Below are 23,994 nucleotides of genomic sequence, written 5' to 3' on the forward strand. Positions count from 1 at the left end.
CCAGCGGCATTGGCCGCTTGCGCCTGCAGCGGCGCGGCATCGGCCAGGGCAAAGGGTGCCTCCAGCCCAGGCTCCACATGGCCCAAATCAAACGCCTGCCCTGCAGCAGGGGCGGCTTCAGGTTCAGCGCCCACAGGGGCGGGGCCCGCCGGGTGCGTGCTGGCCTGGGTGATGTCCACCCCGCCCAGATCTGGCTCTTGCCGCAGTGCGGCGTTGGTGCCATGCGCAGCCTGCCCCTGTGGCCGGGCCTTGCGCGGCGCGGCGCGGCGGTAGGCCCAGGCGTTGTAGGCCAGTACCAAGCCTAAAAAAACGATGCCCAAAATGGCCAAGCTGATTTGCAAAGTACTCATTGCGGTATCCCTGTGCTTTGAAATGTCATGGTGAGGCTCACGTTTGCGCCATGGTAACGGTGGAAAAGCCAAGGGCCGCTTCCATGTCCACGGCCACAATGCGCGATACGCCTTGTTCTTGCATGGTCACGCCAATCAACTGCTCGGCCATTTCCATGGCGATTTTGTTGTGGCTAATAAATAAAAACTGGGTTCCACGGCTCATGTGGGCGACCAATTTGGCGTAGCGCTCGGTGTTGGCATCGTCCAGCGGCGCATCCACCTCATCGAGCAGGCAAAACGGTGCCGGGTTGAGCTGAAAAATGGCAAACACCAGGGCAATCGCGGTCAGCGCCTTCTCTCCGCCCGAGAGCAGGTGGATGGTTTGGTTCTTCTTGCCTGGGGGCTGGGCCATGACTTGCACGCCCGCGTCCAAAATTTCGTCGCCGGTCATGATCAGTCGCGCTTGCCCACCACCGAACAACTCGGGGAACATGCGGCCAAAGTGCGCATTCACCGCGTTGAAGGTGCCCGAGAGCAGTTCGCGCGTTTGCGCATCGATTTTTTGAATCGCCCCTTGCAAGGTGGCCATGGCCTGGGTCAAGTCCTGCACTTGGGCATCCAAAAAGGTTTTGCGCTCGGTGGCCAGTTGCAGCTCTTGCAGCGCTGCCAGATTCACCGCCCCCAGGGCGGTGATTTCGCGGTGCAGGCGGTCAATTTCGGCCTGCAAGCCGTGCAGGCGCACATTGCCCTCGGTGATCGACTGCGCAACGGCGGCCAGGTCTGCCCCGGCTTCTTCGAGTTGCTCGGCATATTGGGCACTGCCCAGGCTGGCGGCTTGCTCACGCAGTTGAAATTCGGTGATGCGCTGGCGCATAGGCTCCAGGGTGCGCTGAATCTGGCTGCGCAGCTCATCGCTGGCCCGCAGCTGCGCAGTCAGCCCCTCGTACTCGCTGCGGCGCTGGGCCAGGGTGTGCTCGCACTGGGTTTTGCGCTCTAACGCATCTTGCAGGCCGCCTTGGGCGGCCGCATCGCTCAGGCGCTCGGCCTCGGCGTGGGCGCGTTGCTCTTCTTGCGCCAAATCGCGCATTTGCTGCTCTGCGGTTTGCAAGCTGCGCTGCAGTTCGGCTTGCCGCGCTTGCAGGCTGCGCTCGCCAAACCGCGCCTCTTGCGCTTGGCGCTCCAGGCTGCGCAGTTGCTCGCGGGCGCTGTGCAGTTGCTGCTGCGCGGCCATGGCACGGTCTTCCTCCTGGGCGTGCTGCTCTTGTGCCTGGGCCAGCTGCGCATCAAGTTCTTCAAAGCGGGCCTCGGCCTCGGCGCTGCGCTCTTGCAGCCCATCGAGCAAGGCCCGCACTTCATCGCTGTCGGCCTGCAGCTGCTGGCTGCGGCTGCTGGCTTGCTCCATTTGCTGCTGCAGGCGCAGCCATTGCACTTGGCTGTCATGTGCGGCCTGCTGGGCCTGCTGGGCTTGGCGACGGGCGCTGACCAAGTCAGCACTGGCCTGCTGGTAAGCGTGGTCGGCCCGGGCCAGCGTGGTTTGGGCATCTTCTACCAGCAGCTGCTGGGCACGCAGGGCTTTGTCCAGCTGTTCTATCTCTTGGGCACGGGCCAGCAACCCCGATTGCTCGCTGTCTTGCGCGTAAAAGCTCACGCTGTGCGCGCTCACTGCATGGCCAGAGGCGATAAAAATAACCTGCCCATCGCCCAACTGGGCGCGCTGGACCAGCGCTTCATCCAGGCTATTGGCCGTGCTGCAGCCGTGCAGCCAATGGGCCAAAACAGCCCGCAGCCCCTCATCGCCAGTGCGGATTTTTTGCATCAAGCCCTGGGGAGCTGAAGCATGGCCCGCTGCAATGTTGGCGGCCGAATAAAACGCCAGCCGGGTCGGCGGTGCCGCACTGGCCGTGGCAAAACCGCGCACCGTCTCCAAGCGGCCAATGTGCAACGCGCCCATGCGTTCACGCAGGGCCGCTTCCACCGCATGCTCCCAACCGGGCTCAACGGCAATGCGCGTCCACAGCGCAGGCAAGCTCTCCAAGCCCTGCGCGGCCAGCCAGGGGTGGAGTTTGTCGTCGGTTTTCAGCTTTTCTTGCAGGGCTTGCAGGGCTTGCAAGCGGGCCGACAGCTCGGCATGGCGGGCGTTTTCATGGTTTACGGCCTGCTGGCTGCTGCGCCGCGCTTCTTCCAGGGTGGGCAGGCTGTCTTGCAATTGCTGGAGGGCCGCTTCGGCCAGTTCGGCGGCCTCTTGGGTGGCCGCATGCTGTTCTTGCACGGCTTGGATCTGCGCCGGGTCTGGGCTGACCAGGGCTTGGCGCTCGGCCCGCAAGCGCTCCAGGCGGTTTTCTTGCTGGCGGCTTTGTTCTTGCAAACTGCGCTGCTCAGCCGCCAGTACCTGAATGCGTTGCTGCACCTGCACGACCTGCTGGTGCTGCTTTTGCGCCTGCGCTTGGGCACGGTGCATGGCCTCTTCCAGGGCCGGCAAACCATCAGTTTGCTCTTGCACTTGCGCATCCAATAGCTCGGCCTGTTCTTGGGCATCCACGCCACTGGCGCAGAGTTCTTCCAGCTCCAACGCGGCCGCTTCTTGGCGCTCTTGCCACTGCTGGGTTTGCTCGGCCAGCTGCTGCAGGCGCTGGGCGATGCGCTGGCGGCCTTCGAGCACATAGCGAATTTCGGTTTCCAGCTTGCCCACCTCGGCGGTGGCGGCATACAGCTGGCCTTGGGCTTGGTTTACGGCATCGCCGGCGCTGTAATGCGCCTGGCGCTGGCTTTCCATGTCCGCCTCAATGTGGCGCAGCTGGGCCATGCCTGCTTCCAGGGCATTGACGGCCTCTAAGCCCTGGGCGCGGATGGCGGCCAAGTCGCCCTCGGCATCTTGTTTTTTCAGCAGCCACAGCTGGTGTTGCTTCAAGGTGGCACTGGCGTTCAGGGCGTGGTACTGGGCGGCGACTTCGGCTTGTTTTTCGAGTTTTTCCAGGTTGCTGCCCAGCTCGCGCAGGATGTCTTCAACGCGGGTGAGGTTCTCTACCGTGTCGTGCAAGCGGTTTTGCGTTTCACGCCGACGTTCTTTGTATTTGGAAACGCCTGCGGCCTCTTCCAAGAACAAGCGTAGCTCTTCGGGGCGGCTTTCAATGATGCGGCTGATCGTGCCCTGGCCAATGATGGCGTAGGCCCGAGGCCCCAACCCGGTGCCCAAAAACACATCCTGCACATCGCGGCGGCGCACGGGCTGGTTGTTGATGAAATAACTGCTGCCACCATCGCGGGTGAGCACGCGCTTGACGGCGATCTCGGTAAATTGATTCCACTGCCCACCGGCGCGGTGGTCGTGGTTGTCGAACACCAGCTCAACACTGGCGCGGCTGGCCGGTTTGCGGTGGGTGGTGCCGTTAAAAATCACATCCTGCATGGATTCGCCGCGCAGCTCGCTGGCTTTGGACTCACCCAGCACCCAGCGCACGGCATCCATGATGTTGGATTTGCCGCAGCCATTGGGGCCCACCACCCCCACCAACTGCCCCGGAAGCATGAAATTGGTTGGTTCCGCAAAGGATTTGAAGCCCGAGAGCTTGATGGACTGAAGGCGCACAACAATACAAAATAAATGGCCCTACTCTCCAACAGAATAGGGCCATAAATGATAACGCGGCCCAGCGCATCAGAAGGCCAGAAGAAGGCTTTATTTTTAAAACAAAAAGTTAAAAATCTGATGCAAACAAAGTGGAGCAAGCTATTTTTTTAAAAGCAAAGCACCCCACTTTTCGCCTGGCAATCACCGCTGCACTTCGCTCTCGACCACCATGTCTAAAACATACACATAGCGCGAAGCATCGGCGGGTGGATTGGGGTTGGTAAAGCGCTTCAGGCGCAGCACATTGCGCTCACCCGCACGGTGCTCAAAGCCCTGGATTGTGTCGAAAAAGTTCTCCCATGGGCCCACGTTTTGCTTCAAGCCTTGCGCATTGAACTCCAGGCTGCGCACTTGCAGGCACTGGGCATCCGCCATCAGGGGATGGGGGCAGGCTTGTTTCTGCGGCGCCACTTCCAAAAAAATGCGCTCGGGCTTGCCATACACCACCTCGGGCTTGACCTGACCATTCAGCACCCAGCGCTGGCCATCGGCAAAGGCAATTTCAAAGGTGTGCCCTTGCAGCACACGCCACGATTGGGCCAGCGGCAAAGCCATGCGCACCTGGTCCTCAGCCGCCATCACACCGGCATCTGCGCACGCCATCATGGTGGCCGCCAAGGGAGTGACCTGCAGCCGCGCCTCCTGCGCTTGGTAGCTGCCACGCAAGGTGTTGCACAGGCCTTTGACGACCACGCTTTGACCATCGATAAAGTTCAGCTGCAGCTTGGCCACAGCAGCCTGTTCCCACGCCTGGGACTGGGCCGGTCCCTCGATTTTGGCCAACGTCCAAACCTGGGCTTGCAAATCCAGGGGGATTGAGGCAGCCGCCTGTGTTGGTGCCGAGGGTGCTGGTGTCGAATTTGCCATGGTCGCACCCGTTTCTTTTTGCTGAGGTGCCGTGGTTGCTGCGCAGCCGGCCAAGCCGATCGCAGTGGCCACAACCACGGTTTTCATGATTGCGTTCATGGTGATAAACCTTTCTTTTTTGCCACTAGCAAGGGCTTATTCGCGCCAATGCTCGGCCACCCAGCGGGCTGGCCGGATAAACCGAAAACGCCGGTTGCGCCGCCCCGCCAAGGCATCGGGCGGGTTGCATTCGCCGTGAAAAATCACAATGCGGGCATCTTCCGGGACAAACGGTGGCTGCCAATAATTCGTTGGCCAAGTGGGAATGCAGTGGTACTTGAAGCTGGGGCACCACGAGGCAGGCCAGTATTGCAACCTCCCTTGCTTGTGCAAAACGTCGGACAAATACGCCTGTTCATTGCGAAATTGCTGGCGAATCTCGTCGAAATGCCCTCGAAAATACTCCAAGACATCCGGGTGTGCCCCCAGTTCAAAGCGATAAACCGACGAGTTACCCGTCACCCGCCAAGGGCGTTTGTGGTCATGAATGATAAGAAATTCCCCTGGATGGGTAAAAAACTCATCCAACGGGCCGGTAACGACCACATCCACATCCAAAAACAAGGCCGTGCCGCGCAAGCCGTGCAAGTCAGCCGCAAAAGTCGTCAGCTTGGTCCAGCCGCGCTCAGGAATACCCGGCGGCAAATCCAGCGAAGGGATCGGCAAACACTGCACCTCCGGGCGAATACCCTGGGCGTTATCGGTCAGGCAAACAAAGTTGAAATCACCTTGCAAGTGCCGCCGCACCATGGCGTACAGGCGATTGACGTATTCCGGGCCGTACTTGGTGCCCCATTTCATGCACAAAATGTGGCGCTGCGGCTGGGCAGAAAGCTCAGAACGAGCAAACGGGCTGGTCATGGCCGAGTTACGCGCCTTTTTTCAGCGACTTGGGCGAGGTTTTCTTCGCACGCTTGATCGAACCACCTGCCGTGAGGCGCTGGTTGCCCAGCACACGCACTTGCTTGACCGTGGGTTTGGTGCCCGGGCGGCCAAATTGGAGCAGCTTCACATCGCGGGGGCCTGCTTTGCGGTCTTCGTCGAAGGCTTTGGTTTTTTCTGGCTGCGGGCGCCACAGCACCAGCAATTTACCAATATGCTGAATCGGCGCAGCATTCAGCTCTTCGCAAAGCACTTGGTACATGGTTTCACGCTGGGCACGGTCATCACCAAAAACGCGCACTTTGATCAGACCATGGGCGTTCAAAGCGGCATCGATTTCTTTTTGTACGCCAGGGGTTAAACCATCCGCACCAATGAGCACAACAGGGCTCAGGTGGTGGGCATTGGCGCGGTGTTCCCGGCGCTGGGCGGGGGTCAATTGAATTTGAGGCATCTGCGTATTATCAAGTCTGTGAGAATTTTGCGATGAAGATTCAAACGAAAAGCAAGAAAGTCAATAAAAACTGGTTGCACCAGCACATCAACGACCCTTATGTGCAAGCCGCCCAGAAAGACGGTTACCGCGCCCGCGCAGCCTACAAGCTCAAAGAAATTGACGAGGCCTTTGGCCTGATTCACCCAGGCCAGGTCGTGGTGGACTTGGGTTGCACCCCGGGGGCCTGGAGCCAATACCTGCGCCGGCGCATGGCCCCAGACGGCGCTGCCGCCGGCCAGCTGAACGGCACCATTATTTCGCTTGATCTGCTACCCATGGAGCCGATTGCGGGCGTGCAATTCATCCAGGGCGATTTTCGCGAGGATGCCGTGCTGGCCCAACTGGAAGCCGTGCTGCAAGGCCGTCCGGTGGATGTGGTGGTCTCGGACATGGCCCCCAACCTCAGCGGCCACAGCAGCACCGATGCCGCGCGTGTGGGCCATTTGATTGAATTGGCCATCGACTTTGCCAGCCGCCATCTGCGCCCCGGCGGGGCGTTGGTGACCAAAGTGTTCCACGGCCCGGGGTACGACGCGCTGGTACAACTCTTTCGCGCGCACTTTGCGCAGGTCAAACCCCTCAAACCCCTGTCTTCCCGGGCCAAATCCACGGAAACTTTTTTAATTGGCCGCACCCTTAAACACCCAATGCGTTGATTTCTTAACCCTGCAGGGATCTTTCAACCCGGGCAAGCACCTCGTTGAAGACAAGCTTATGACGATGGTGCTTGAAACGCCTAAAATCAGCCTCAGTTGCATCGCAGCGCTTTTTATTTTTTTCGTCCCTCTCGTCCTTATTGGAGCCCCGCTTGAACAATCAGTGGTTTTCTAAAATTGCCGTCTGGCTCATTGTGGCCATGGTGCTGTTTACTGTTTTCAAGCAGTTTGATACACGCAGCACCGTGGGTACGGGCTATATCGGTTATTCCGACTTCCTGAACGAAGTAAACAACAACCGCATCAAAAGCGCCACCATCCAAGAAGGCCCCGGCGGCACCGAAATTGTGGCTTTCACCACCGATGATCGGCGCGTGCGTACCACTGCCACCTATCTGGATCGCGGCTTGGTGGGCGACCTGATTGATAACAACGTCAAATTCGACATCAAGCCCCGCGAGGAAGGCTCCTTCTTGGTCAGCCTGCTGCTCAGCTGGGGACCCATGCTGCTGTTGATTGGTGTCTGGGTTTACTTCATGCGCCAAATGCAAGGCGGTGGCAAGGGCGGTGCGTTCAGCTTTGGCAAAAGCAAAGCCCGCATGCTTGACGAGAACACCAACACCGTCACCTTTGCCGACGTAGCCGGTTGCGACGAGGCCAAAGAAGAAGTCAAGGAAGTGGTCGATTTTCTCAAAGACCCTAGCAGGTTCCACAAGCTGGGCGGGCGTATTCCCCGTGGTTTGCTGTTGGTTGGCCCACCGGGTACGGGCAAGACGCTACTGGCAAAATCCATCGCTGGAGAAGCCAAGGTGCCGTTCTTCAGCATTTCAGGCTCTGACTTTGTGGAAATGTTCGTCGGCGTGGGCGCGGCCCGCGTGCGTGACATGTTTGAAAACGCCAAGAAAAACGCCCCCTGCATCATCTTCATCGACGAAATCGATGCCGTTGGCCGCCAGCGCGGTGCCGGTTTGGGTGGTGGCAATGATGAGCGCGAGCAAACCCTCAACCAAATGCTGGTTGAGATGGACGGTTTTGAAACCAACCAAGGCGTGATTGTGGTGGCCGCCACCAACCGCCCAGACATTCTGGATGCCGCCTTGCTGCGCCCAGGCCGCTTTGACCGCCAGGTGTATGTAACGCTGCCCGACATCCGGGGCCGCGAGCAAATTCTGGCCGTCCACATGCGCAAAATCCCCGCTGGGCAAGACGTGAATCCCTCCATCATCGCCCGGGGCACTCCAGGCATGAGCGGGGCTGACCTGGCCAACCTGTGCAACGAAGCGGCGCTGATGGCCGCCCGCCGCAACGCCCGAATGGTGGAAATGCAGGACTTTGAAAAGGCCAAAGACAAAATCATCATGGGCCCCGAGCGCAAGAGCATGGTCATGCCCGAAGAAGAGCGCCGCAACACGGCCTACCATGAAGCCGGTCACGCACTGATTGGCCGCCTGCTGCCCAAGTGCGATCCGGTGCACAAAGTCACCATCATCCCCCGTGGCCGCGCTCTGGGCGTGACCATGAGCCTGCCGGAAAAAGACCGCTATTCCTACGACAAAGAGTTCATGCTCAACCAAATCGCCATGCTGTTTGGCGGGCGCATTGCCGAAGAAGTGTTCATGGGTCAAATGACCACGGGCGCGAGCAATGACTTTGAACGCGCCACGCAAATTGCCCGCGATATGGTGACGCGCTACGGCATGAGCGACGCTTTGGGCCCCATGGTGTATGCCGAACAAGAAGGCGAGCCTTTCCTGGGGCGCTCGATGAGCAAAGCCAGCAACATCAGCGAAGAGACGATGCAAAAAGTCGATGCCGAGGTGCGCCGCATCATTGACGAGCAATACTCTTTGGCCCGCAAGCTGATCGAAGAAAACGCCGACAAAATGCACGCCATGGCCAAAGCCATGCTCGAATGGGAAACCATCGACATGTCGCAGCTCGATGCCATCATGGCCGGTGAAGAGCCCCAGCCCCCAAAAGACTGGACACCCCGTGTGCAAAAGTCCCCTGATGACAGCAGCCCGCCCCCAACCAGTGGCGGCGCTTCTGCCACCGACAGTGCGCAGCCCTCGCCCAGCGCCTCGTAAGCGCGCCGGCACAACCACCGCACAACCAGCTGAAGGGGCCTCACGGCCCCTTTTTCACGGCACCAACTTCCACATAAAACCATGGCGCTTTGGCAAACCACCCGCTTTCGTTTAGACCTCACCCGCCCTTTGGTGATGGGCATTGTGAACAACACCCCCGATTCTTTTTCGGATGGTGGCCACCACCACAGCGTGACCGCGGCACTGCGCCATGCCGAAAAACTGCTCAAAGACGGTGCCCATATCCTGGACATTGGTGGTGAATCCACCCGCCCCGGCTCCCCTCCCGTCCCCTTGGAAGAAGAGATGCGCCGCGTACTGCCTTTTGTGCAAGCGGCCGTGCAGTTTGGCGTGCCAATTTCGGTCGATACCTACAAAGCCCAGGTCATGCAAGCCGTGCTGGATGCCGGTGCCGACATCATCAACGACGTGTGGGCGCTGCGCCAACCTGGGGCCCAGAGCGTGGTTGCCAACCATCCCCAGTGCGGCGTGGTGCTGATGCACATGCACAAAACCCCGCAAGACATGCAGCAAACCCCCATGCAAGGCGATGCCGTGGCCCAGGTGCAGAACTTTTTAGCGCAACAAACCCAGGCCCTGGTGGCCCTGGGCGTTGAGCGCCAGCGTATCGTGTGGGACTACGGCATTGGCTTTGGCAAAACCGTGGCGCAAAATTTTGCCCTGCTGGCCCACCAGGCCGCACTGACCGGCCAAGGCTTTGCCCTGCTGGCCGGTTGGTCGCGCAAAAGCTCTTTGGGCCAAGTAACGAACCATCCCGTCGAAGAGCGCATGGTGCCCAGCGTGACCGCTGCAGTCTTGGCCGTCGAGCGCGGCGCACGCATCGTGCGCGTGCATGATGTGGCAGAAACTGTCAGCGCCTTGGCCGTCTGGCAGGCCATGCACGACAACGAATAACACCTTCCCTCACTTTCCTTCCCAACTCCTATGACACGTCAATTTTTCGGCACCGATGGCATTCGCGGCACGGTAGGCCAAGCTCCGATCACCCCAGATTTTGTTTTGCGCCTCGGCCATGCCGTGGGCCGCGTCTTAAAGCGCAGCCACGACAAACCCCTGGTGCTGATTGGCAAAGACACGCGCATCTCTGGCTATATGCTGGAGGCAGCGCTGGAAGCCGGTTTGAACTCCGCCGGGGCCAGCGTCATGCTGCTGGGGCCCCTGCCCACGCCGGGTGTCGCCTACTTAACCCGGGCCCAGCGGGCGCAGCTGGGCGTGGTGATCAGCGCCAGCCACAACCCCTATCCCGACAATGGCATCAAATTCTTCAGCGCCCAAGGCACCAAGCTGCCGGACGACTGGGAAGAAGCCGTCGAAGCGGCCCTGCAAGAGCCCCCCCAGTGGGTCACCGCAGCAGAACTGGGCAAAGCGCAGCGTCTGGACGATGCGGCAGGCCGCTACATTGAATTTTGCAAAAGCACGTTTGCCAGTGACTTGTCACTGCATGGCTTGAAAATCGTCGTCGATGCCGCCCATGGCGCGGCCTACCACATCGCCCCCAAAGTCTTTCACGAGCTAGGGGCGGAAGTGCTCTCCATTGGCTGCCAGCCCAATGGCCTGAACATTAACGACCACGTTGGTGCCACCCACCCCGAGGCCCTGGCCCTGGCGGTGCGCGCCAACCATGCCGATTACGGCATCGCCCTGGATGGTGATGCCGACCGCCTGCTCATGGTCGATGCCCAGGGACGCATCTTCAACGGCGATGAGCTGCTCTACCTCATGGTGCAAGACCGCCTGCAGCAAGGCCACAACATCCCCGGTGCCGTAGGCACCCTGATGACCAATATGGCGGTAGAGCTGGCCCTGCAGCAACAAGGCGTGGCCTTCATTCGGGCCAAAGTGGGCGACCGCTACGTGCTGGAGCAACTGCACGCCCAAGGCTGGCAACTGGGGGGCGAGGGCTCGGGCCACCTCCTGGCGCTGGACAAACACTCCACCGGCGATGGCCTGATCAGCGCCTTGCAAGTGCTGCAAGCCTGCGTGCGCAGCGGCAAAACACTGGCTCAACTGCTACAAAATTTACAGCTATTTCCGCAAGAATTAATTAACGTTCGATTGCGAAAAGACCAAAATTGGCAAGAAAATCAGGCGCTAAAAGCTATGCAAACAGAAGCTGAACACGCCTTAGCCGGACAAGGCCGGGTGCTGATTCGCGCCAGCGGCACCGAGCCCTTAGTGCGCATCATGGTCGAAGCCCAACAAGCCCAGCACGCCCACGACTGGGCCCAACGCTTGGCCGACACCTTGCGCAATTGATGTGTGTCAAATCAGACGGGTTTGATATATAGCAAATCTGTGTTTAACAGCCCGCCTGACAATCGCGCGACCATGCCCGCTTCGCCCACTTTTTTGCACCGCACACACCGCCCCTGGGGGATGGTGCTGGCCGTTTTGGCCCTGTGCATGCAGCTGTGGGCCGGCCAAGCCACTGCCGCCCATTTTGGCCAGGCGATGGTCGATGGCACTTGGCGCAATGATCTTTGCCGCACTGAAAATACCCAGGGGCTGGACCCCCACACCCTGCAGGCGCTGTGCATCAGCGAGCATTGCCCCGCTTGCAGCGTGGCCGGCGGCAAGCCCCTGCCCCCTTCAGCGGCAGGTGTATTAAACGCTGCAGCGCTGCACAATGCACCACCCAGCAGCGATGGCCAAAACCAACATTCCAGCACCACGCGCCTGCGCCCGCCGGCCCAGGCCCCACCGGCCATGCCACCCCACCAGGCTTTGGCAGCAGCCACCCCGCTGCCACCAAGAATGACTCTTCATACCTCCAGCTAAGGTTTTCAGCTGGAGGTTTTTTTATGCCCCATGGCGCTTCGATTTACCCCAACTGCAGCCGCTGGCGGGCCGCTTGGTATTGCTGTTGCAGCTGGGCGACCAACTCCGCCGCCGGCTGCACTTTGTCAATCGCCCCAATGCCCTGGCCGCAACCCCAGATGTCTTTCCAGGCTTTGGCCGCAGCATCACCACCAAAATTCATTTTGCTGGGATCGGCCTCGGGCAAGTGCTCCGGGTCGAGGCCTGCAGCCCGAATCGACGGGGCCATGTAATTGCCATGCACGCCGGTAAACAGGTTGGTGTAAACAATGTCGTCTGAATTGCCATCAACAATCGCCTGCTTGTAGGCTTGGCTGGCGCGGGCCTCGGCCGTGGCAATAAAGGCCGAGCCGATGTAGGCAAAGTCGGCCCCCATGGCCTGGGCCGCCAAAATGGCCCCGCCCGAGGCGATGGCACCAGACAGCGCCAGTGGGCCATCAAACCATTGGCGAATTTCTTGCACCAAGGCGAACGGGCTTTTGCTGCCCGCATGGCCGCCCGCACCTGCCGCCACGGCAATCAGGCCATCGGCCCCTTTTTCAATGGCTTTGTGGGCAAATTTGTTGTTGATGATGTCGTGCAGCACCACCCCGCCCCAGCTGTGTACGCCCTGGTTCACATCCTCACGCGCGCCCAGGCTGGTAATGACCAGCGGCACTTTGTACTTGGCACAAAGCTGCATGTCCTGCTCCAGCCGGTCGTTGCTTTTGTGCACGATCTGGTTGATGGCAAACGGTGCGGCAGGCTGGTCGGGGTGGGCGGCATCCCAGGCGGCCAGGGTTTCGGTGATTTCAGCCAACCAATCATCCAGTTGCGCCGCAGGGCGGGCATTGAGCGCGGGCATGGCTCCCACGATGCCCGCCTGGCACTGGGCAATCACCAGCTGCGGGTTGCTGATGATGAACAAGGGCGAACCGATAACCGGCAAGCGTAAATTTTGTAAAACAGCAGGAATGCGTGACATGGTGGAAGTCTCCTCACAGCCCAAATAAAGTAGAGCTTCTTGCGCTTGTTATATATATGTTTTTTGAATAAAAACACCTAAATATCAACACTCATAAGCGCAAGAAGCTATGGTTTTTAATGATTCTTAAAATGCCTCCAGCGGCAAGGCGCAAGCGCTTTCGCCCCCAGTACACACGGTGTGTGCCAGGCCGGGCACGCGGGTCAGAATGTGCTCGGCATAGAACTGGGCCGTGATGATCTTGGCCTGCATGAACGCTGCCTCTTCGCCAGCGGCCAGCTTGTCCTGGGCCACCAACAGGGCGCGGCCCATTTGCCAGCCTGCGACCAAGTTACCGGTCAGCATCAGATAAGGAACGCTGCCGGCATACACCGCATTGGGCGAGGCCTTGGCCTTGCCTGCCACAAAGTCCACCGTTTGCAAGAAAGCTTCGCGGGCCGTTTGCAGGTGGCGGGCCATGGACAGGGCGGCGGCGGTGCCGCTGGCGTGCAGATCGGCCTCGGTTTTGGCAATTTGCTCAGCAATGGCGCGGGCGCTTTGGCCGCCGTCGCGGGCTGTTTTACGGCCCACCAAGTCGTTGGCCTGGATGGCGGTAGTGCCTTCGTAAATGGTCAAAATTTTTGCGTCGCGGTAGTACTGCGCTGCACCCGTTTCCTCGATAAAGCCCATGCCGCCATGCACCTGCACGCCCAGGCTGGTCACTTCCAGGCTCATCTCAGTGCTAAAGCCTTTGACCAGCGGCACCATGAATTCGTAGAAGGTGGCATTGGCCTGGCGCACGGCCGCATCGGGGTGGTGGTGCGCCGCATCGTAAGCCGCCGCCGCTGTGGTGGCCATGGCGCGGCAGCCTTCGGTGAAAGCCCGCATGGTCATCAGCATGCGGCGCACATCCGGGTGGTGGATGATGCTGGCCGCGCCCGGCACGCTGCCATCCACCGGCCGACTTTGCACCCGATCGCGGGCGTACTGCACGGCGCGTTGGTAAGCGCGTTCGGCCACGGCAATGCCTTGCACGCCCACGCCGTAGCGGGCGGCGTTCATCATGATGAACATGTACTCCAGCCCACGGTTTTCCTCACCGACCAGGTAACCGATGGCACCGCCATGGTCACCAAACTGCAGCACGGCGGTGGGGCTGGCCTTGATGCCCATCTTGTGCTCAATGCTCACGCAGTGGGCATCGTTGCGCGCGCCCAGGCTGCCATCGCTATTGACCAAAAATTTCGGCACCACAAACAGGCTGATGCCTTTCACGCCTTCGGGCGCACCGGCAACGCGGGCCAGCACCAGGTGCACGATGTTTTCGGCCATATCGTGCTCACCGTAGGTGATGAAGATTTTGGTGCCAAAAATTTTGTAGCTGCCATCGGGCAGGGGCTCGGCCTTGGTGCGCACCAGCGACAGGTCGGAGCCGGCCTGGGGTTCGGTCAAGTTCATCGTGCCCGTCCACTGGCCAGAGATGAGTTTTTCAAGGTATATGGCCTTGAGTTCGTCACTTCCCGCCATCAGCAAGGCCTCAATGGCCCCATCGGTGAGCAAGGGGCACAAGGCAAAACTCAGGTTGGCGCTGTTGAGCATTTCCAGGCACGCAGCACCAATGGTCTTGGGCAGGCCCTGGCCCCCAAAATCGACCGGGTGTTGCAAGCCCTGCCAGCCACCTTCGGCAAACTGGGCAAATGCTTCTTTAAAACCGGCAGTGGTGGTGACGACACCGTCGTTCAGGCTGGACGGGTGCTTATCGCCCACAATATTCAGCGGCTCAATCACGCCCTCGCACAGCTTGGCGCACTCTTCCAGCACCGCTTGGGCCGTTTCCAGGTTGGCATCTTCAAAACCGGGGATTTGGGTCACTTGGTCCAGATTGGCCAAGTGCTCCATGGCAAACAGCATGTCTTTGACAGGGACAGAAAAACTCATCACAGATCTCCTAATTTTCAAAAGAACGATCGTTCTATATCACTACTTACGTATAAAAAAAGGGGGACAGGCCCCCTTTGTTATTTGGTCCCTGGCTTACAGGGCTTTGACCAGTTCAGGCACCGCCGTGAACAGGTCGGCCTCCAGCCCATAGTCGGCCACCGAGAAAATCGGCGCTTCGGGGTCTTTGTTGATGGCCACGATGATTTTGGAATCTTTCATCCCAGCCAAGTGCTGGATGGCCCCCGAAATACCGCAAGCAATGTACAGCTGGGGCGCAACGATCTTGCCGGTTTGACCCACTTGCAAATCGTTGGGGGCGTAGCCCGCATCGACCGCCGCGCGCGAAGCGCCAATGGCCGCGCCCAGCTTGTCAGCCAGCGGGGTGATCACTTCGTCAAACTTCTCGCTGCTACCCAGAGCACGGCCACCGGAGACGATGATCTTGGCGGCAGTCAGCTCGGGGCGGTCGCTCTTGGACAGTTCGCTGCCCACAAAGCTGCTCTTGCCCGAGTCAGCCACGGCAGCCACTGTTTCTACGGCAGCGCTGCCACCGGTAGCCGCTGCAGCGTCAAAACCGGTGCCGCGCACGGTGATCACCTTCACAGCATCGCTCGATTGCACCGTGGCAATGGCGTTACCAGCGTAGATGGGACACTCAAAGGTATCGGCGCTCACCACTTTGGTGATGTCAGAGATTTGCGCTACATCCAGCTTGGCCGCCACACGAGGGGCTGCGTTTTTGCCGCTGGCCGTCGCAGGAAAAACAATGTGGCTGTAGTTGCTGGCCACCGCCAACACTTGGGCGGCCAGGTTTTCGGCCAAGCCGTTTTTCAGGGCAGCGCCATCGGCGTGCAGTACTTTGGCTACGCCAGCAATCTGGGCGGCGGCCTGGGCCACAGCGGCAGCGTTTTCACCGGCCACCAGCACGTGGACATCGCCACCGCAGGCCATAGCGGCCGTGACGGTGTTCAAGGTTGCGCCTTTCAAGGAGGCGTTGTCGTGTTCAGCAATAACGAGTGTGGTCATTTTCATATCCTCCTTAGATCACCTTGGCTTCGTTTTTCAGCTTTTCGACCAAGGTGGCCACATCAGGCACTTTCACACCGGCTTGGCGACCAGCGGGCTCAGCCACTTTCAAGGTTTTGATGCGCGGGGCCACATCCACACCCAGGTCTTCGGGGGTGACGGTGTCCAAGGGCTTTTTCTTGGCCTTCATGATGTTGGGCAGGGTCACAAAGCGCGGCTCATTCAGGCGCAGGTCGGTCGTGATGACAGCAGGCAGGCTCAAAGCCACAGTTTCCATACCGCCATCGACTTCACGGGTGACGGTGGCTTTATCCCCCGCAACTTCTACTTTCGAGGCAAAAGTAGCCTGGGGCAAATCGGCCAGAGCCGCCAGCATTTGGCCGGTTTGGTTGGCATCATCATCAATGGCTTGCTTGCCCAAGATCACCAAGCCAGGCTGCTCTTTGTCTACCAAGGCTTTGAGCAATTTAGCCACCGCCAGGGGCTGCAGCTCAGCATCGGTTTGCACCAGGATGGCGCGATCGGCACCAATCGCCATGGCGGTGCGCAGCGTTTCTTGGCACTGGGTCACACCGCAGGAGACGGCGATCACCTCAGTGACGACACCCTTTTCCTTCAAACGCACCGCCTCTTCGACGGCGATTTCGTCAAAGGGGTTCATGCTCATTTTGACGTTCGCGATATCAACGCCGGTTCCGTCCGATTTGACGCGAACTTTGACGTTGTAGTCCACCACGCGTTTGACTGGGACCAATACCTTCATGCTACGGCTCCTTCTGTCCTTAAATTGACGTTTACGTAAACTGCACATTCTAGGGCAGGAAATTTAGACTTCCCAACCATTACCAATGGTGATTGCAGAAAAAACCAAGGTTCAAAAAGAAATTTGGTCAAAATGCATCCAACACTTTAAATAGAACGATCGTTCGATTTTAGTGGACTACCGCTGTTTTTCAAGCTTTTTCATCCTCTAAAATCAAGGGATAACCCTAGGATTGATGTCGCCAGGCAGGCAGGCGCTTTTCCGCAAAGGCCTGCGCACCCTCTTGGGCATCGGCATCCATCATATTCAGCGCCATGGTCTGCCCAGCCAATTGGTAAGCTGCCTCCAGGCCCATCTCACGCTGGCGGTAGAGCATGGCCTTGCCCATCCGAACTGCGGTCTGGGGTTTTTGCAAGATGGCCGTTACCAGCTTGTCCAGCTCCACATCCAAACTCGGTGCTGCCACCACACGATTGACCAAGCCTTGTGCCTGAGCAGTCTGGGCATCGATAAAGTCACCGGTCAGCAGCATTTCCATGGCCTGCTTGATGGGCAGATTGCGCACCAAAGGAACGCTGGGGGTCGAGCAGAACAACCCATAGTTAATCCCGCTGGTGGCAAAGCTCGCCTCTGTACTGGCCACAGCCAAATCGCATTGCGCCACCAGCTGGCACCCCGCTGCCGTGGCCATGCCGTGCACACGGGCAATGACTGGCACAGGCAAATTTTGGATGGACAGCATCACCCGTGAGCACTGGGCAAACAGCTGCTGGTACCAAGCCAGCTCTGGGTGGGCGGACATTTCCTTCAAATTGTGTCCGGCACAAAACGCTTTGCCACTGCCTGCCAGCACCACAACCCGCAGCTGCGCATCCTGGGCCAAAGTGTCCAGCACCTGCTGCAATGCCGCCAGCATTTCCTGCCCCAGGGCATTGAACCGCTTGGCATCATTCAAAGTGACTGTCGCCACCCCACGGGCATCGCGCTCAAGCAGTACCAAGCCTTGATCTGCCGTATTCCTCTCACCCATTGCTCACAATCTCCTCAATTAAACATCGGCCAAAACACGCAAATGGGCTTCCACACTGCGTGCCAGTGGACTCATCATGTAGCCGCCTTCCAGGCAGGAAACAATGCGCCCTTTGGAAAACCGGCGGGCAACATCCTTGATTTTTTCGGTAATCCAGGTGTAGTCGTTTTCAGTCAGCCCCATTTGTCCCATATCGTCCTCGCGGTGGGCATCAAAACCGGCGCTGATAAAAATCATTTCGGGCTTAAACGCTTCCAGGCGCGGCAACCACATCATTTCAATCATCTCGCGCACCTCCATGCCTTTGGTATAGGCAGGCATGGGCACGTTCAGCATGTTCGATGCAGGCTCTTTATCGCCGCTGTACGGATAAAAGGGATGCTGGAAAAAGCTCACCATCAATACCCGATCATCTCCGGCCAGAATATTCTCTGTGCCATTGCCATGGTGCACATCAAAATCAATCACGGCCACGCGTTCCAGATTACGGCGATTGACGGCATGCAAAGCGGCGATGGCCACATTATTGAAAAAGCAAAACCCCATGGCCTTATCCCGGCAAGCGTGGTGGCCAGGCGGGCGAATGGCGCAAAAGGCGTTTTCCAACTCACCCGATAACACGGCATCGGTTGCCGCCAGTGCCGCACCGGCTGAATGCCGCGCCGCATCAAACGTAAACGCGTTAATCGACGTATCGGTATCGATTTGCGCATAATCCGGGCCGCCTGCCTGCTGCTCTTCCAACAAGCGCTCTGTCAATCCCCGCAGTGAAGCGACATACATGCGATCATGGGCTAGCTCAATATCTTCCCACGTGGCCTGCGGTGCATCGATGCGCTCCAGCGCATCAAAGACACCACTGATGAGCAAACGATCTTCAATGGCTGATAACCGCTCAGGACACTCGGGATGACCGGGACCCATTTCATGTTTACGAAATAAAGAATGGCTGTAATACCCAGTTTTACTCATAAGTTCTTGTCTCCGCTTTCCTTCTTTTTCACTTCATTTACGCATGTTCACACAAACGATTGAATCTCTATTGCTGCAGCTTAACACGGTGCTTGTCGGCAAAAAACAGCAGGTGCAGGACTGCGTGACCTGTTTGTTGGCAGGAGGACATTTATTACTGGAAGACATCCCCGGGGTAGGGAAAACCACCCTGGCACACGCTTTGGCCCACAGTTTTGGCTTGCAATTTTCCCGGGTGCAATTCACCGCCGATTTAATGCCCAGCGACCTCACAGGCGTAAGTGTTTATGAAGCCGCCGAACAAGGCTTTCGCTTTCACCCCGGCCCGGTGTTTGCCCAAGTGCTTTTGGCCGATGAAATCAACCGCGCCAGCCCCAAAACCCAAAGCGCCTTGCTCGAAGCCATGGAGGAAAAGCAAGTGAGCATCGAAGGGCGCAGCCACCCCTTGCCCACGCCATTTTTTGTCATTGCCACCCAAAATCCGCTGGAGCAACTGGGCACCTACCCGCTGCCAGAAAGCCAGTTAGACCGCTTTTTAATGCGCATCAGCCTAGGCTACCCCAACCGCGAGGCCGAATTGCAGCTGCTGCAAAACCATGGCCACCGCCAACTGGCCGATGCCCTGCCCGCCCACATTGATAGCACCACCTTGGCACAGCTGCAAGCCGCCGTCCTGCAAGTGCATGCCGCTGCGCCTTTGCTGCACTACATCCAGGACTTGCTGGAGGCCTCGCGCAATGGGCAATGGTTTGCACAAGGCCTGTCGCCCCGCGCTGGCATCGCCTTGCTGCGTGCCGCCAAAGCCCACGCTCTGATTCAGGGCCGCGACTATGCCGCCCCAGACGATGTGCAGGCCATTTTTGTGCAAACCATGGCCCACCGCTTGCACCCCATCGCCAGCGCCGGACGCAGCAGCAGCGCACAAGCCCAGGCTATGCTGGCTGCTACGGCCCTGCCATGAAGCAGCAGCGCCCCCCTCGCCTTTCCTGGTGGCAACGGCGCTGGCAGCATTGGCTGGACGCACGCCACCCACCCGGCGACCAGCACACCCTTAGCCAGCGCAGCATTTATATTTTGCCGACCCGGGCTGGTTGGTTTTTAGGGCTGACCTTGCTGATCTTGCTGGTGGCCTCGATCAACTTTCAACTCAACCTGGGCTACCTGGTCACCTTCTGGCTCTTGGCGGCCGCTGCGGCCAGCGTGGGGGTGGCGCATCGCAACCTGCACGGACTACAAATTCAGCTGGGGGCCTTGTCCCCGGTCTTTGCCGGACAAACGCTGGATATTCCGATCCAGCTAAAAAACTCAAAAAAAAGAGCACGTTACGCTGTTGCTATAAGATTTTTAGAGCAAAAAGACAATAAATCTTTTGTTCTTAATGACGTTACCACTAGCCAAAACACCGCTTTAAGCTTTACCCCGCGCACCCGTGGCTGGCAGCCCTTGCCCAAAGTGCTGCTGCAATCGCTCTACCCCCTGGGGGTATTTCGTTTATGGAGCTATTGGCAACCGCACAGCCGCATCCTGGCCTACCCGCAACCCGAAACCCCCTGCCCGCCCCTGCCCTCGGCGCACAACCCCGCCGCCCCCCCCACCAGCGCGGCCGCGCCACAGTCCGGCCAAGGTCAGCACGACAGCGTGCGCCCCTACCAGCGCGGCGACCGGCTGCGCGACATCGTTTGGAAAAAATCGGCCCAAACCCTGGCCAGCGGCAGCGGGGATTTGGTGGTGCGCAGCTACCACCACCCAAGCGGACACCTGCTCAGCCTCGATCCCGAAGCCACCGGCCTGCACGAGCGCGAAGCCCAGCTCTCGCGCCTGGCCGCCTGGGTGCTGCAAGCCCACGAAAAAAACCACCGCTGGGAGCTGCGCCTGCCCAGCGGCACCCACATTGCTACCGACAGCGGGCCGCTGCACATGCAGCGCTGCCTGCAGGCGCTGGCACTGGAGCCCTAAGCAAGCAGCGCGCGCGCGCCCCCTCAGCTCCACTCCTCGCCCAGCGCCTTGGCCTGCTCTAGCACCATCTCCACCGCACTCTCGGCGCAATCGGGTGGGTACTTGTATTTTTTCAGCACGCGCTTGACCATCAGGCGCAACCGGGCGCGTACGCTTTCGCGCTCGGCCCAGTCCACGGTCACGTTTTTACGCAGGTTATCGGTCAGCTCTTGGGCAATTTTTTTAAGGATTTCGTCGCTCAGCTCGCGCACCGCCGATTCGTTTTCAATCAGCGCTTCGTAGAACTTCACCTCGTCCTCGCTCAGCCCCAGCACCTCGCCGCGCCGCGAGGCTTCGCGGAACTTCTTGGCCATCTCGACGAGTTCTTCCATCACCTGCGACGACTCAATGCTGCGGTTTTGGTAACGTGTTACCACATTGCCCAGCAGCTCAGAAAACTTTCTCTGCTGCACCACGTTGGTGGCAAAGCGCGATTTGATCTCGCCTTCCAGCAAGCGCTCCAGCAACTCCACGGCCAAGTTGCGCTCGGGCAGGTTCTGCACCTGCGCCAAGAATTCATCGTCCAGCAGGCCGATATTGGGTTTGTCCAAGCCCACAGCGGCAAAGATATCGACCACATCCTCACTCACCACCGCCTGGTTGATGATTTGCCGGATGGCCGCATCCTTGGCCTCGTCAGACAGTTTTTTCTTGCTCGCATCGCGCTTGGTCAGTATCACCTTGATGGCCTGCATAAAAGCCACCTCGTCCCGCAGTGCCTTGGCCTCATCCAGCGTGCAGCACAGGCTAAAGGCTTGGCTCAGCGCCAAGGCGTTGTCGCAAAAGCGCTTCTTGCCATCGCGCTCGCCACCGGGCTGTGAGGGCGGCAGGCCCAGCACATGGTCGGCACCGGCTTTGAGCGATTGGTAGCCATCCGTGCGAAAGCCGCTCCAATCACAGCCATGCAGCAGGGCTTTAAGCACATCCAGCTTTTCTAGCATCACTGCCAAAGCTTCGCGCGCATCCACCGTGGGCTTGCCACGGCCTTTACTGGCGGTGTACTCCTTCATGGCAGCTTTGAGCTCGTTGCCAATGCCAAGGTAATCCACCACCAGGCCGCCTTGCTTGTCCTTAAACACCCGGTTCACGCGGGCGATGGCCTGCATCAGGTTGTGGCCCTTCATGGGCTTGTCCACGTACATGGTGTGTACGCACGGCGCATCAAAGCCGGTAAGCCACATGTCCCGCACGATAACCAGTTGGAGCGGGTCTGCCGGGTCTTTAAAGCGTTTCTCCAAGCGCTTTTTGATGGCGCTACCGTAAATGTGCGGGCGCAGCAGCGCTTTATCGCTGGCGCTACCGGTCATCACAATCTTGATGGCCCCGTGCTCAGGGTCCTCGCTGTGCCAGTCGGGGCGCAGTTGAACGATGGCGTCGTACAGATGCACGCAAATATCGCGGCTCATGGCCACCACCATGGCCTTACCCCGGTTGGCGGCATTGCGGGCCTCAAAGTGGGTCACGATGTCCAGCGCCACGCTGTCAATGCGTGTTTGTGTGCCCACCACTTTTTCCAGCGCTGCCCATTTGCTTTTGGACTTGGCCTGCTGGTCTTCTTCCTCATCCTCGGCCAGCTCATCCACTTCATCATCCAGCAGCGGCAGCACCTCATCATTGAGCTTGAGCTTGGCCAAGCGACTTTCGTAGTAGATGGGCACCGTCGCCCCATCCTCCTTGGCCTGCTGCATGTCGTAAATGTGGATGTGGCTACCAAACACTGCCTCGGTGTTTTTGTCGCTGCTGCTCACCGGCGTACCGGTGAAGGCTACAAACGTGGCTTGCGGCAGCGCATCGCGCAGGTGCTGGGCGTAGCCTGCTTGGTAGGTCAGCACCTCATGCTCTGGCGGGGCAAACTGCGCTTGCTGCGCCACAGGCTGGCCATCGGTCGTCAATGGCACGCTGGGGGTGGCCACTGGATACTTGGCTTTGCGGATTTTTAACTTGGCGGCAAAGCCATATTGCGTGCGGTGCGCCTCATCGGCCAGCACCACAATATTGCTGCGCTCTGACAGCACGGGGAAGGTATCTTCATCCTCCCCGGGCATGAACTTTTGAATCGTGGCAAAGATGATGCCGCCTGAGGGGCGATTGGCCAACACCTGCCGCAGCGCTTGGCGCGTGTGGGCCTGCACCGGCTGCTCGCGCAGCAGGTCTTGGGCCAGGCTGAACACGCCAAACAACTGCCCATCCAAATCATTGCGGTCGGTAATCACCACAATCGTCGGGTTCTGCAGTTGGGGCTCTTGCAGCACCCGCGCGGCAAAGCAGGTCATGGTGATGCTCTTGCCCGAGCCCTGCGTGTGCCACACCACCCCACCCTTGCCGCGCACCGTGGCGGCCGCATCTTTGTTGGCCGCCTCCAGCACCCGCGCAATCGCCGCACGCACCGCGTGGTACTGGTGGTAGCCCGCCACTTTTTTCACCAAGCGGCCATCGTCTTCAAACAGCACGCAGTAGCGCAGGTAGTCCAGCAAAATTTCTGGTGCCAGCACACCGCGAATCAGTGTTTCCAACTCGCCAAACTCGCCCAGCGGGTCAATGTTCACTCCATCGATCGTGCGCCACTGCATATAGCGCTCCCGGTCGGCTGAGAGCGAGCCCATGCGTGCCTCTGCGCCATCGCTAATCACCAGCAGTTCATTGGTGCGAAACAGCTCGGGGATTTGCGCTTTGTACGTCTCTATCTGGTCGTATGCCATCCAGATATCGGCATGCAAGTCGGCGGGGTTTTTTAGCTCCATCACCACCAGCGGCAAGCCATTCACAAACAGCACAATATCCGGCCTGCGCGTGTGGTGCTGGCCCTTCACGCTGAACTGGTTCACCGCCCAAAACTGGTTGTTGGCCACCTTGCCCCAATCCACCAGCTTGGCCAAATCGCCACGGGTTTCACCCTCCACTTGGTAGCTCACCGGCACGCCATTGACCAGCAGCTTATGAAAGGCTCGGTTCGATGGCAGCAGCGCCGGCACACCCAAATCCAGCACTTGGGCCAACGCCTCATCGTGCGCCGCTTGCGGCATGTGCGGGTTCAGCCGCTGCAGGGCTTCGCGCAAGTTGTCTTGCAGCAGCACCTGCTGGTAGTTGCTGCGCAGCGGGGTGCTGCCATCGGAGGCAATGTCCAGGCCATGCTTGACGGTGTAGCCCACCTGGGCCAGCCACTGCAGTGTCTCTTGTTCTAATTGATCTTCGGTCATGGCGTGCGACTCCCTGTTGCTAACACCAACGCTGGACGCGTCGTTTTATACATTTTTTGGCCTCTAGCCCAATACTATCAAGCGGAAGCAGCTATGTTTTTTGATAGCCTGAATCGCGCCGCTGCTCACGCAGCATGAACAGATAGAGCCCCTCGACCTTCTCGCGTGCCCAGGGGGGTAATCCCCCCGTAAAACCAGCGTCTTGAGAAGTAGATGCCTCCAAAGGAGAATCTCTACTATGAAGAAGTCACGTTTTACAGACAGCCAAATCATCGATGCGCTCAAGCGTGCAGAAGCTGGCC

Annotated in this window: 18 protein-coding genes and 2 pseudogenes; 7 read left to right on the forward strand and 13 right to left on the reverse strand. The window is 59.2% G+C overall.

Annotation, left to right across the window (positions count from 1 at the left end; all coding sequences use genetic code 11):
• The 5 genes and pseudogenes from J1777_RS12470 to J1777_RS12490 form a co-directional block, all read right to left on the reverse strand.
• A pseudogene (locus J1777_RS12470) lies at positions 1 to 350 on the reverse strand (hypothetical protein); the annotation flags it as partial.
• Positions 351 to 387: 37 nt separating this feature from the next.
• Positions 388 to 3,918, reverse strand: a complete 3,531-nt coding sequence (gene smc, locus J1777_RS12475; protein ID WP_207576024.1) for a chromosome segregation protein SMC — start codon at positions 3,916 to 3,918, stop codon at positions 388 to 390.
• 183 nt (positions 3,919 to 4,101) lie between these two features.
• Positions 4,102 to 4,914 carry an META and DUF4377 domain-containing protein gene (locus J1777_RS12480; RefSeq protein WP_207576025.1) on the reverse strand — a complete coding sequence of 271 codons (813 nt, stop codon included), beginning with the start codon at positions 4,912 to 4,914 and terminating at the stop codon, positions 4,102 to 4,104.
• A gap of 48 nt (positions 4,915 to 4,962) precedes the next feature.
• The gene (locus J1777_RS12485; protein WP_207576026.1) at positions 4,963 to 5,727 is read right to left on the reverse strand and encodes a glycosyltransferase; all 765 of its coding nucleotides are present in this window, start codon (positions 5,725 to 5,727) and stop codon (positions 4,963 to 4,965) included.
• Between the two features lie 7 nt (positions 5,728 to 5,734).
• On the reverse strand, positions 5,735 to 6,202 hold the full coding sequence (locus J1777_RS12490) for a YhbY family RNA-binding protein (RefSeq protein ID WP_207576027.1): 468 nt from the start codon (positions 6,200 to 6,202) through the stop codon (positions 5,735 to 5,737).
• A gap of 32 nt (positions 6,203 to 6,234) precedes the next feature.
• On the opposite strand from J1777_RS12490, the gene J1777_RS12495 reads away from it, so the two are divergent.
• The 5 genes from J1777_RS12495 (at position 6,235) to J1777_RS12515 (ending at position 11,786) form a co-directional block, all read left to right on the forward strand.
• Positions 6,235 to 6,900 carry an RlmE family RNA methyltransferase gene (locus J1777_RS12495; RefSeq protein ID WP_207576028.1) on the forward strand — a complete coding sequence of 222 codons (666 nt, stop codon included), beginning with the start codon at positions 6,235 to 6,237 and terminating at the stop codon, positions 6,898 to 6,900.
• 152 nt (positions 6,901 to 7,052) lie between these two features.
• Positions 7,053 to 8,987: an ATP-dependent zinc metalloprotease FtsH gene (gene ftsH / locus J1777_RS12500; RefSeq protein WP_207576029.1), complete on the forward strand. Its 1,935-nt coding sequence runs from the start codon at positions 7,053 to 7,055 to the stop codon at positions 8,985 to 8,987.
• A gap of 81 nt (positions 8,988 to 9,068) precedes the next feature.
• Entirely contained in the window at positions 9,069 to 9,902 is an 834-nt protein-coding gene (folP, locus tag J1777_RS12505) for a dihydropteroate synthase (protein ID WP_207576030.1), read from the forward strand.
• Between the two features lie 30 nt (positions 9,903 to 9,932).
• Complete coding sequence (gene glmM / locus J1777_RS12510; RefSeq protein ID WP_207576031.1) at positions 9,933 to 11,264, forward strand: phosphoglucosamine mutase; 1,332 nt, start codon at positions 9,933 to 9,935, stop codon at positions 11,262 to 11,264.
• Positions 11,265 to 11,336: 72 nt separating this feature from the next.
• A complete protein-coding gene (locus J1777_RS12515) occupies positions 11,337 to 11,786 on the forward strand; it encodes a hypothetical protein (protein WP_207576032.1) in 450 nt (149 codons plus the stop codon).
• 43 nt (positions 11,787 to 11,829) lie between these two features.
• Here J1777_RS12515 and J1777_RS12520 read toward each other — a convergent pair whose 3' ends face one another.
• The 6 genes from J1777_RS12520 to J1777_RS12545 all read right to left on the reverse strand — a co-directional run bounded on the left by J1777_RS12520 (position 11,830) and on the right by J1777_RS12545 (position 18,500).
• Positions 11,830 to 12,789, reverse strand: coding sequence for an NAD(P)H-dependent flavin oxidoreductase (locus tag J1777_RS12520; RefSeq protein WP_207576033.1), 960 nt, complete (start codon positions 12,787 to 12,789; stop codon positions 11,830 to 11,832).
• Between the two features lie 126 nt (positions 12,790 to 12,915).
• Complete coding sequence (locus tag J1777_RS12525; protein WP_207576034.1) at positions 12,916 to 14,706, reverse strand: acyl-CoA dehydrogenase C-terminal domain-containing protein; 1,791 nt, start codon at positions 14,704 to 14,706, stop codon at positions 12,916 to 12,918.
• A gap of 96 nt (positions 14,707 to 14,802) precedes the next feature.
• A complete protein-coding gene (locus J1777_RS12530; RefSeq protein ID WP_207576035.1) occupies positions 14,803 to 15,735 on the reverse strand; it encodes an electron transfer flavoprotein subunit alpha/FixB family protein in 933 nt (310 codons plus the stop codon).
• A 13-nt stretch (positions 15,736 to 15,748) separates the two neighbouring features.
• Positions 15,749 to 16,498 carry an electron transfer flavoprotein subunit beta/FixA family protein gene (locus tag J1777_RS12535; RefSeq protein ID WP_207576036.1) on the reverse strand — a complete coding sequence of 250 codons (750 nt, stop codon included), beginning with the start codon at positions 16,496 to 16,498 and terminating at the stop codon, positions 15,749 to 15,751.
• A gap of 226 nt (positions 16,499 to 16,724) precedes the next feature.
• Positions 16,725 to 17,528, reverse strand: a complete 804-nt coding sequence (locus tag J1777_RS12540; RefSeq protein ID WP_207576037.1) for an enoyl-CoA hydratase — start codon at positions 17,526 to 17,528, stop codon at positions 16,725 to 16,727.
• An 18-nt stretch (positions 17,529 to 17,546) separates the two neighbouring features.
• Complete coding sequence (locus tag J1777_RS12545) at positions 17,547 to 18,500, reverse strand: histone deacetylase family protein (RefSeq protein ID WP_207576038.1); 954 nt, start codon at positions 18,498 to 18,500, stop codon at positions 17,547 to 17,549.
• Positions 18,501 to 18,543: 43 nt separating this feature from the next.
• On the opposite strand from J1777_RS12545, the gene J1777_RS12550 reads away from it, so the two are divergent.
• Both J1777_RS12550 and J1777_RS12555 read left to right on the forward strand, forming a co-directional pair.
• A complete protein-coding gene (locus tag J1777_RS12550) occupies positions 18,544 to 19,461 on the forward strand; it encodes an AAA family ATPase (protein WP_207576039.1) in 918 nt (305 codons plus the stop codon).
• On the forward strand, positions 19,458 to 20,456 hold the full coding sequence (locus tag J1777_RS12555) for a DUF58 domain-containing protein (RefSeq protein ID WP_207576040.1): 999 nt from the start codon (positions 19,458 to 19,460) through the stop codon (positions 20,454 to 20,456). Before J1777_RS12550 ends, J1777_RS12555 begins: the two co-directional genes overlap by 4 nt.
• Positions 20,457 to 20,479: 23 nt before the next feature.
• On the opposite strand, the gene J1777_RS12560 is transcribed toward J1777_RS12555, so the two are convergent.
• Together J1777_RS12560 and J1777_RS14590 are read right to left on the reverse strand one after the other, a co-directional pair.
• On the reverse strand, positions 20,480 to 23,692 hold the full coding sequence (locus J1777_RS12560) for a type I restriction endonuclease subunit R (RefSeq protein ID WP_207576041.1): 3,213 nt from the start codon (positions 23,690 to 23,692) through the stop codon (positions 20,480 to 20,482).
• Positions 23,693 to 23,783: 91 nt separating this feature from the next.
• A pseudogene (locus J1777_RS14590) lies at positions 23,784 to 23,867 on the reverse strand (VF530 family protein); the annotation flags it as partial.
• Positions 23,868 to 23,994 lie beyond the last annotated feature (127 nt).

Origin of the sequence: Comamonas denitrificans (genome assembly GCF_017368815.1) — a bacterium.
GTDB classification, from domain to species: Bacteria; Pseudomonadota; Gammaproteobacteria; order Burkholderiales; family Burkholderiaceae_C; genus Comamonas; species Comamonas denitrificans.